Consider the following 6,107-nt stretch of genomic DNA (forward strand, 5'->3'; position numbering starts at 1 on the left):
CACGACAGTCGGAAGTCGAGACCGTTCTGGGCACACACCTCCGCGCCTCCTGAACGACACCTTGCGAGGCGGAGGTGTAACGCCGTTGCTGTGATGTGCGACTTGTCTGTTAACGCGTTGACACCTACTCGGGTGTTCGACACGGGCTACGAACGGATGGGGTAGACCATGGAACGTCGCGTTTCAGCACGCAAGGTCGCGCATCGACGAAGGATCGCAGGCAGTCTGATCGCGCCCGGCGCGTTGGGGCTGGCGGCGCTGCTCGCGACCCCGTGGTCGAACCCGGGTTCACCGGCCACGACGGCGACAGCTTTGACTGCGGCGGCCTCGGACACGTGCTACGACATGGTCAGCATCGCCGTTGCCGGCCGCGGTGACACCCCACGCGAGGGGAACCGGATGCTCGTGGCGTCCGACGGCACACGCCTCCCTGCGTCGTACTCCAGCGACTACAGCAGTCCCTGGATCGACGAGGTGGTGAATGCGCCGCAGCAATCCGTGGGCGGAGGGTCCTACGCCGCGGTCTATATCGAGTATCCGGCCAACATGAATTCGTACGAGGACGCCGTGAACGCCGGCGTCGACAACACCGAAACCGTCATGCGTTCGATTCACGCTTCGTGCCCGGACACGAAGTTCTCGATCGTCGGCTACAGCGAGGGCGCCGATGTGGCGCGGCGGGTTGCGATGGAGGTCGGCAACCAGGACGGCCAGGACGGCTCGTACGACATTCTCGATCCCGCGTCCGTGGTCGGCGTCGTCATCCTGGCGGATGCCGGCCGCAACCTCGGGGGAGGACCATTTCCCGGCGCCGAGAACGAATTCCGCAATCCCGACGGCTTCGACCTTGCGTACCAGTCGGGGCAGTCGGGCACGTCCGGGCGGGGAGCATTGCCCGGCACGTCGGGCAGCTTCGGCGCCCTGGACGGGAAGGTGGCATCGTTCTGCTCGGAAGGCGACCTGACCTGCTCCGCACCCGAGAACATTGCGCTACTGCAACTCGCGATCAACGTGGGACGGCAGCTGAACGTCGACTCACTGCAGAAGGATGGGCTGACCCCCGCGACGGGACAGGATCTTGCGGTGGTGCTCGGGCAGCTCGCCCTCGCCGCGTTCGCGGACATTCAGTCGCAAGACAATTGGATGCAGTCCGATGAGACGTTCCTCGACGTCCTGGTCAAGGTGTCGGATCCGGCGTACAAGCCCGATACCGCTGCGGCGCAATCGGACACGTCAGCTGGTCCGATCTCGTCGAATCAGGCGGTCGACCTGGTCTACCTGCCCGCGAAGGTGCGGAACGAGATCATCGGGTTCATCGCCGACAACCAGAACACGATCCAGGTGGCGATGAGCGACCCGTATCAGCAGACGCTGGGGGAGGGGACGGGCCATCACTTCGACTACTGGCGTGATGCGAACGCCGGCAGCGGGAAACCGCTGACGTCTGCCCAGTACGCTGCGGCCTGGTTGACACACCTGGCACAGGAAGCGGAGAAGGGAGAAGCGCGGACGGCCGCAGCGGAACCGTCGACCGCGAAGCTCGCCGCCGCCTCCACGAAGGAAACAGAAACGACTGAGGCCGCTCCCACCACCACCGGCAGCGCGAAAAAGGCTGAGTTGGCAAGCAACCCGGTCGGCGCGACCACGACGACCAGCAGTTCGCCGACACCCACGACGACGGTCGCGACGACTACGTCACCGGAACCCACGACAGTCGTCGAGGTAGCTGCAGAACCGACGACCTCGGCGCCGGCGCCTCAGGCCGTCGCGGAAACAGTGGAAACACCCGTGGCGACCACCACTGCGGCGGAACCTACCGCGACCACGGCATCGGAGTCGTCGACGACCACCACGCCGGTGATCACCACGACGACGGTTCAGCCGGCGGCCGGGTGACGCCCGATCGCTGCTCGGCTTCGCGTGCCGCACGTTCGAGGCGGGTCCGGTAGCTCTGCCACCACGTCCGGTCCGCTGCGGGCAAGTTGGTGTTGTCAGGCCGCAAGCCGACCGTCCCGTCGACGAGTTCGCGAACGATGTCGGCGTGCCCCGCGTGCCGTGGGTTTCGGCGATCACGTGCACGAGAATCCGGTGAAGTGTGACGTCGCGGCGGTCGTCCGGCCAGTGCGGTATCCGACCGGGGGCGTCGAGCGGGAGCGTCCGGATGGTGTCGTCCGCGTGCGCCCACGCTGTGCGGTACTGCCCGACGATGTATTCGCGTGACTCGTCGGGGGTCGCCCACATGTCCACGTTGTCTTCGGCGTCGTCGGTCACCCACGGTGGGACTTGGACAGATCGGCCGAACGTCTCGCCGAAGTAGCCGATCTCGACGCCCGTCAGGTGTTTGACCAGCCCCAGCAGGTTCGTGCCGGTCGGCGTCATCGGTCGACGGATGCCGTATTCGGACAGCCCGTCCAACTTCCACAGCAGAGCGTCGCGGGCGGCTTGGAGGTAGTGGTGAAGGTCCACTTTCGGATCTGTCAATGCCCTTCCTGATCGGTCAGTTCCTTGCCTTCGAGGGCCTTGACGCGACGCCGTTCGAAGAGCACGAGACCCGTGCCGAGGACGAGGCAGAGGATGCAGGCGATCCCACCGATCAGCGCCCAGCCCTCGAATCCGTAACCGGCCGCGACCAGCGTCAATCCGAGCACGGCGATTCCGGCGGCGATGAGGATGTATCCCGGCCAGTTCCGGCTGTCGCTGATCGCCTCCCCGGCGTGATTGCGCATGGTGTGGGCATCGTCCTGCGGGTGGTGCTCGGAGTTCAACTCACGGCTGGGTCCGTTGTCCGGCTGATACGTCACTGCAGTCCTCCTGTGCTCGAGCGGTGATCCGAGTTTCATCAGTCGGTCTCGGTCTCGGCGTCGGCGGAGTCTTCCGCCAACTCGGGTGCGTTCTCTCTCGTCGCCATGCCGCCGTCCTTACCGTGATCGACGGGACCGGGACGGCCACCCTTGGGCTCGTCCGTCTCTCCGTGAGTGTCTTCGGTCATGGTCACGCTCTCCTTCAGTGGCTGCGCCGACGGCGTTGTCGCACGGCGAGGTAGGCGACGACGAATGCGCTCACGAGTCCGGCCGCCACGGCACCGCGGGGTTGCTGCCGAACCCTGTCGAGTTCGTGACGCGCGCCGGCTTTCGCGCGTGCGGGCACGTCCACTTTGCGGTGTAGCGCATCCAGAGTGGATGCGAGTGCGGCTCGCTGTTCGGCGACGGAAGGTTCCGGTTGCGGCTGTGGGTCGGTCATCGAAGACCTTCCTTCACGGAGTCGACGTCGGCGCGAACGCTGTCGGCCGTCCGCTCGGGTACGGGCGGCAGCGCGTTTTTTGCGCGGCGGGCTCCGACCGCCGCCACGACACTGCCCACGGCGATCAGCACGGCAGCCACGATCAACGCGGCCAGCCACGGATCGAGTGCCGTCGCCAGTCCCAGAATGGCGGTGGCGACGAGGGCCCCGAATCCGTACAGCAGAAGCAGCACGCCAGCTCCGGAGACACCTGCTCCGATCCCGAAGCGCGTTCCCTTGTCTTTCACTTCGGTGAGGGCGTGGGTCATCTCGGTGCGTACGAGTCCCGTTACCTGATCGGTGAGTCGTTCGACGAGTTGGACTGTCGACAGCTCGTCGAGATCGTGTGCAGCGCTGGGCGGTTGGACCCGCAGGGCATCGGCGCGATGGATATCGGTCATGTCCGTGCTCCTTCCTCGTCTCTGCTCCGCCTACCCGGGAGCGTTCCTGGCGAAACAGGATGGTCTCCCGCCGTGCTCATCGCTCGGCGGAGTCTCCATCGGTCGAGCGATGCCGCGATTGCAGAATCGCAGCGAAGCCCCAGAGTCCACAGAACATCGCGAAGGCCACCGCCGCGGCGACCGCTCCGGCGACGGGTGAGATCACGAAGCTGAAGATCAACGCCACCACACCGATCAGCGCCAGCGCGAGGGTGGCGATGCCGCAGATCGCGAGGCGATGGGAGGCAAAGACGAGATCCGGGAGCGCGTGCCGACGGAAGAGCATGCGGTGCAGGCCGGCAGGGGCCACCAGGAGCATGGTCGACGTCACCGACAGTGCGACGGTCGCCAGATAGATGGCGACCTCGCTGTCCGAGAGGTCCTCGAAACGCTGCTGGAACGGCAACGTCAACAGGAAGCCGGTGAGAAGTTGCACGCCGGTCTGCACGACACGCAGTTCCTGGAGAAGGCCGCTCCAGTTCCGGTCGAGCCGTTGAGTCTCGGTCTCGTGCCGGGCGCGGAAGTTCCAGTTCGCATCGTCGCGATCCAATCCTCGACTGTCCATCCCTCTGGAGTACCCCATCCCGGCGGTGAGGGCACTATTTCGCGCCGAATACGGGGAAGCCACGTAACCGGGCCTGCCCATCGTGAGATGGACAGGCCCGGTTACGGAGTACGGGGGCCTAGCGTCGACCGGCCGTGCTTCGTCCGGTGACGAGCTTGACCAGGAACAGGAGTATCACCGCGCCGAGGAGGCAGGTGAAGAAACTGAACCAGAGACCGCCACCTTCGACGTCGGTGCCGAAGAGGCTGAGGATGAAGCCGCCGAGGAGGCCGCCGACGATTCCGACGACGATGTTGAGGATGATTCCCATCTGAGCGTCGGTCTTCATGATCTTGCTGCCGATCCATCCGGCGAGGCCGCCGATGATGATCCAGCCCAGAATTCCCAGTCCTAGCACGTATCAGTCCTTTCGGGGGAGAGTGGTGACCGGCGGCTGCCGATTCCACTCGGTGAAGAGACGCTCGGTGCGGGCCGGTCTGATCCGGCCCGCACCGTCTCACTGCTCGGCGCGCTGGCGTGCTTCCTGCGCTTCGGCCTTGCCTCGGGCCTTCTCCGCTTCGGCTTCCTTTGCGGCGGCTTCGCGTTGGGCGGCGGCTTTGTCCTGCTGCGCCTTGCCCTCGCGGGTGAGATCGTCCTGACCGGACACCGCACCTGCGGCTTCCTTCGCTTTACCCTTGACGTCTTCGACGACGCCCTTGACGGCCTCGGCCGGACCGCTGTTGTTCTCAACCATGTTCGTCACCTTTCGGTTGTGGAGGGGAGATTCGGCAGTGCTCACCGCGCTTGCGCGGCTGCCTGCTTCTCGGAGTGCGCGCCGTTGTTGGAAAGGCTGCCGCCGGAGTTCTCGAGGTGGGCGCGGACGAACCACTGGAACTTCTCGAGTTCGCCGGTCTGCCCGATGAGAAGGTCCTCGGTGATCGGGTCGAGGTCGCCCGTCTCGGAGATCGCCTTGCGGTTGTCCTCGACGACACCGCTGTAGACGAGGTCGAGGGCACCGAGGTGCGCCTGCGCCGTGTCACGCTTCACCGAGTAGTCGTCCCAGGTGCGGTCGCGGGCGATCGCGGCCGGGGTGCCGTCGGGCGACTGCCCCAGCGCGGCGATGCGTTCGGCGACGGCGTCCGCGTAGCCACGCACCAGCTCGACCTGCGGGTCGATCATCTCGTGCACGCCGATGAAATTCGGACCCACCACATTCCAGTGAATGTGCTTGAGCGTCAGATGCAGATCGTTGTATGCGCTGAGCCGCTTCTGAAGTATGTCGGCGACTCGCGCTCCCTGATCGTCGGAAAGACCTGGCACGGTGAACTTCGACATTCTCGGTCCTCTCTTTCGCTACTACCTGCCGGCGGAACTTCGAGGCATGGGGTGCCGCGCCTCGGTTACTCGGGGGAGACGAGGCGCCGGCTGAACTCACCGCGTACCCGTGGTGAGAAGTCTCGAATCGCCGGGACCCTGCCCCACCGCAACCTACGTTCGTGTCGAACAACGTTCCTGACTCGCTCGCTGAAGTTCCGACAACTCGACGGTACTACAAAATCTATGTCGCGCAAATCAGATCTTCTGCGGTGTTCGAAGCGGATGCGCTGGGATCGGCAGATCTCGATTGCGCAAACGCTCCGCCGGAATCGCCCCGCACCCGACAGAGAGGCACTACCTTCGGTCTGATTCGACCAGGGTTCGACCGTGCGCACACCGAGGAGGAGCAATGCTCAACGTGGCTCTACTTGTGGTTCTGCTCGTTGCGAGTCTGTGGGGCGGCGCTGCGCTCCACGGCCTGGCCGATCGAAGGGCGGCACGATGAGCGCCGGGCACACGCTGCCTGC

The 6,107-nt window shown here is 65.4% G+C and carries 10 protein-coding genes and 1 pseudogene; 2 read left to right on the forward strand and 9 right to left on the reverse strand.

Annotated features, from left to right (window positions below):
• The first annotated feature begins 168 nt into the window (after window positions 1-168).
• Window positions 169-1,896, forward strand: coding sequence for a cutinase family protein (locus tag AZG88_RS28780; RefSeq protein ID WP_005246256.1), 1,728 nt, complete (start codon window positions 169-171; stop codon window positions 1,894-1,896).
• On the opposite strand, the pseudogene AZG88_RS50720 reads toward AZG88_RS28780, so the two are convergent.
• From AZG88_RS50720 to AZG88_RS28815, 9 genes and pseudogenes are all read right to left on the reverse strand, one after another.
• A pseudogene (locus tag AZG88_RS50720) lies at window positions 1,862-2,481 on the reverse strand (DinB family protein). The gene AZG88_RS28780 and the pseudogene AZG88_RS50720 overlap by 35 nt on opposite strands.
• The gene (locus tag AZG88_RS28785) at window positions 2,478-2,801 is read right to left on the reverse strand and encodes a hypothetical protein (RefSeq protein ID WP_061699846.1); all 324 of its coding nucleotides are present in this window, start codon (window positions 2,799-2,801) and stop codon (window positions 2,478-2,480) included. The pseudogene AZG88_RS50720 and the gene AZG88_RS28785 overlap by 4 nt, the downstream one beginning before the upstream one ends.
• 38 nt (window positions 2,802-2,839) lie before the next feature.
• Window positions 2,840-2,989 (reverse strand): hypothetical protein, encoded by a 150-nt coding sequence (locus tag AZG88_RS52970; RefSeq protein WP_179443474.1) that lies wholly within the window; start codon window positions 2,987-2,989, stop codon window positions 2,840-2,842.
• 14 nt (window positions 2,990-3,003) lie between these two features.
• Window positions 3,004-3,240, reverse strand: a complete 237-nt coding sequence (locus AZG88_RS28790) for a DUF3618 domain-containing protein (RefSeq protein ID WP_061699844.1) — start codon at window positions 3,238-3,240, stop codon at window positions 3,004-3,006.
• Window positions 3,237-3,680 carry a phage holin family protein gene (locus AZG88_RS28795; protein WP_061699845.1) on the reverse strand — a complete coding sequence of 148 codons (444 nt, stop codon included), beginning with the start codon at window positions 3,678-3,680 and terminating at the stop codon, window positions 3,237-3,239. Before AZG88_RS28795 ends, AZG88_RS28790 begins: the two co-directional genes overlap by 4 nt.
• Window positions 3,681-3,756: 76 nt before the next feature.
• Window positions 3,757-4,284, reverse strand: coding sequence for a DUF6328 family protein (locus AZG88_RS28800; RefSeq protein ID WP_061044850.1), 528 nt, complete (start codon window positions 4,282-4,284; stop codon window positions 3,757-3,759).
• 118 nt (window positions 4,285-4,402) lie between these two features.
• Entirely contained in the window at window positions 4,403-4,681 is a 279-nt protein-coding gene (locus AZG88_RS28805) for a GlsB/YeaQ/YmgE family stress response membrane protein (RefSeq protein WP_037232227.1), read from the reverse strand.
• 99 nt (window positions 4,682-4,780) lie between these two features.
• The gene (mbp1, locus tag AZG88_RS28810; protein ID WP_025432584.1) at window positions 4,781-5,017 is read right to left on the reverse strand and encodes a microaggregate-binding protein 1; all 237 of its coding nucleotides are present in this window, start codon (window positions 5,015-5,017) and stop codon (window positions 4,781-4,783) included.
• A gap of 41 nt (window positions 5,018-5,058) precedes the next feature.
• Complete coding sequence (locus AZG88_RS28815; RefSeq protein ID WP_005246242.1) at window positions 5,059-5,598, reverse strand: Dps family protein; 540 nt, start codon at window positions 5,596-5,598, stop codon at window positions 5,059-5,061.
• 161 nt (window positions 5,599-5,759) lie between these two features.
• On the opposite strand from AZG88_RS28815, the gene AZG88_RS54360 reads away from it, so the two are divergent.
• On the forward strand, window positions 5,760-6,107 hold a 348-nt coding region (locus tag AZG88_RS54360; protein WP_231914242.1), incomplete at its 3' end, for a hypothetical protein.

Source organism: Rhodococcus sp. LB1 (genome assembly GCF_001583455.1).
In the GTDB taxonomy this organism is placed as follows: domain Bacteria; phylum Actinomycetota; class Actinomycetes; order Mycobacteriales; family Mycobacteriaceae; genus Rhodococcus_F; species Rhodococcus_F opacus.